Annotated in this window: 2 protein-coding genes; both read left to right on the top strand. The window is 66.0% G+C overall.

The window, feature by feature from the left end; translation table 11 throughout:
• On the top strand, positions 1-3,048 hold a 3,048-nt coding region (locus tag AC1DT2_RS18690), incomplete at its 5' end, for an efflux RND transporter permease subunit (RefSeq protein ID WP_477297973.1).
• A partial coding sequence (locus AC1DT2_RS18685) for an efflux RND transporter permease subunit (protein ID WP_477297972.1) occupies positions 3,045-3,316 on the top strand: 272 nt, incomplete at its 3' end. The genes AC1DT2_RS18690 and AC1DT2_RS18685, both read left to right, overlap by 4 nt.

Raw genomic sequence — 3,316 nt, 5'->3', positions numbered from 1 at the left:
ATTCTGCTGGTCGGCCTCTTCGCGTACCGGTTCCTGCCGCTCTCGGCCTTGCCGGAAGTCGACTTCCCAACCATCGAGGTCGTCACCGCCTATCCGGGTGCAGGCCCCCAGGTCGTTGCATCGACCGTCACGGGACCCCTCGAGCGCCAGATGGGGCAGATGCCCGGCCTGAGCCAGATGTCGTCGACGAGCGCCGCCGGCGCGTCGACGATCACGCTGCGGTTCAATCTCGAACTGCCGTTGGACGTCGCCGAACAGGAAGTGCAGGCTGCCATCAATGGGGCGGCACCCCTGCTGCCGCCCGATATCTCGCAACCGCCCATTTATCGCAAGGTGAATCCGGCCGACGCGCCGGTGATGACGCTGGCCCTGACCTCGCCGACCCTGTCGTTGCGGGTGCTTCGTGAGCTGGCCGATACGCGCCTGGTGCCGAAGCTTTCTCAGGTGACCGGCGTGGGTCTGGTCAGCCTCGATGGCGGCCAGCAGCCGGCGATCGTGGTGCAGGCCGATCCCTCGAAGCTGCGCTCGCAGGGCATGACCCTGGACGACCTTCGCAGCGCCCTCCACGATGCGAATTCGAACCAGGCCAAGGGCAGTCTTGAAGGGCCGGTCCGGTCCTCGAACATCGCCATCAGCAATCCCATCGATACCGCCGCCGAGTTCGAGCGCCTGACCGTGGGTCACCGCGACGGCGCCGTGGTGCGCCTGGGTGACGTCGCCAAGGTGGCTGACGGCGCCGAGAATGCGCGCCTCGCCGCATGGTCGGGCAAGGATCCGGCGATCATCCTGCTCATACGTCGCCAGCCCGGCGCCAACGTGGTGGAAGTGGTCGATCGCATCCGCGATCTGTTGCCGCAGCTGAAGACGACGCTGCCGGCCGCGGTCGATGTCGCGACCCTGACCGACCGCACCCAGACCGTGCGTGCGGCCGTGAGCGACACGCAGCTCGAACTGATTTTCGCGATCATCCTCGTGGTGTTCGTCATCTATCTGTTCCTGGGCAGCGGCACGGCGACGGTGATCCCCGGCGTGGTGGTACCGCTCTCCCTGATCGGCACGTTTGCGGTCATGTACCTGGCCGGGTTCTCGATCAACAACCTGACCCTGATGGCGCTCATCGTGGCGACCGGCTTCATGGTCGACGATGCGATCGTCATGATCGAGAACATCGCGCGCTATGTCGAAGCAGGCGAGGATCCGTTCTCCGCCGCGTTGAAGGGCTCGCGTCAGATCGCCTTCACCGTGGTGTCGCTGACCTTGTCGCTGCTGGCCGTGCTGATCCCGCTGCTGTTCATGGGTGGACTGGTCGGACGGCTGTTCCGCGAGTTTGCGATCACGCTTGCTGTAGCGATCCTGATTTCCTGCGTGGTCTCGCTGACGCTCACGCCGATGATGTGCGCGCGCATGCTTCGGCGCACGCCCGAGGTATCCCAGCAGGGACGCCTGGCCCGCAAGGGCAGGGAATGGCACGACACGGTGCTGGCGAAGTATGCGCGTGGCCTCGAGTGGGTGCTGGCGCGTCAGACCGCCACCCTGGTCACGGTAGCGGGCATGGCCGCGCTTGCCGTCGTGCTTTACCTCGTGATCCCGCGCGGGCTGTTCCCGACCCAGGATTCCGGCGACATCCAGGGTATTTCCGTCGCCTCGCCGACGGTGTCCTTCGACGCGATGGCCAAGCGCCAGCAGGCCTTGACGGCGGAGATCCTGAAGGACCCCGCGGTCGAGAGCGTCGCGTCCTTCATCGGCGTCGGTGACGGCGCGTTGTCGCTCAACAGCGGCCGCCTGCTCATCCACCTCAAGCCGCTGGGTAAGCGCAATCGCGTGCCCAAGGTCATGCAACGTCTCGCCGATGCGGCGAGCAAGGTCGATGGCATCACGCTGTACATGCAGCCCGTGCCCGACCTGACGATCGACGATCGCGTGAGTCCGGGGCAGTACCAGTTCTCGGTCGAGAATTCGGATCCCGCACTGCTTTCCCAGTGGTTGCCGCATATCGTCGGTCCGCTGCAGAACATCCGGAAGCTTTCGGGCGTGACCAGCGACCAGCACGACAAGGGCCTGGAGGCCTTCGTCCAGGTCGATCATGACCTCGCGAGCCGCTACGGCATCACCTCCGCCGCCGTGGGCGACGCGCTCTACAACGCCTTCGGCCAGCGTCAGGTGAGCACACTGCTGACCCTGGCAAGCCAGCGTCGGGTGATTCTCGAAGCCGCTCCGAATGCCGATGGTACGTCCGGTGCGATGGGCGGCATCTACCTCGCGCCGCAGGCGGGTACGGGCGTGACCGGTGCCGATGCGAGCGATCCCTCGTCCACCTTGATTCCCCTGTCGTCCATCGCCCAGGTCAGTGAACGGACGGGGCCCCTCGTGGTCACCCGTATCGATCAGCTTCCGGCGGCGACCGTGTCCTTCAACGTGGCGCGAGGCGTGGCGCTGGATAGCGCGATGAAGTCCGTGGACGCCGCATGGCGCGACCTGAAGATGCCGGCCAGCATGCAGATGCGCTGGCAGGGCTCTTCGCAGGCGTTCCAGGCGTCGCGGGACGGCCAGCCCTGGCTGATCCTGGCCACGCTGATCACCGTGTATATCGTGCTGGGCGTGCTGTACGAGAGCTACATCCATCCGTTGACGATTCTCTCGACGCTGCCCTCGGCGGGCATCGGCGCCTTGCTCGCGCTGATGATCGGTGGGTTCGAGCTCGACGTGATCTCGCTCATCGGCGTCATCCTGCTGATCGGCATCGTGCAGAAGAACGCCATCATGCTGATCGACTTCGCGATCGATGCGCAGCGTCAGCAAGGTCTCACACCGCGCGACGCCATCGTGCAGGCCTGCATGCTTCGCTTCCGTCCCATCATCATGACGACGCTCGCCGCCATGCTCGGCGCGTTGCCGCTGATGTTGGGCGGCGGCATGGGCGCGGAGCTTCGCCATCCGCTGGGCGTGGGCATCTTCTGGGGCCTGCTGGTGAGCCAGTTGCTGACGTTGTTCACGACGCCGGTGATCTACCTCGCGTTCGAGCGCGTGTTGCAGCGTCGCCGGGCATGAACATCTCGCGGCTATTCATCGACCGGCCGGTGGCGACCTCGCTGCTGTGCATCGGGCTGGTGATCGCCGGCGCGCTGGCGTGGCGGTTGCTGCCCATCGCGTCGCTTCCCGAGGTGGACGTGCCGACGATCAAGGTCTCGGCCTCGTTGCCCGGCGCCAGTCCGGCGACGATGGTCTCCGCCGTGGCCACGCCGCTCGAGCGTGCGCTCGGACGCATCGCCGGCGTGACGGAAATGACCTCGGTGAGTACGAGCGGCTCGACGGATAT

This window comes from Luteibacter sp. P4_E6, assembly GCF_056401535.1.
This window is presented reverse-complemented; position numbering and strand designations above follow the sequence as displayed.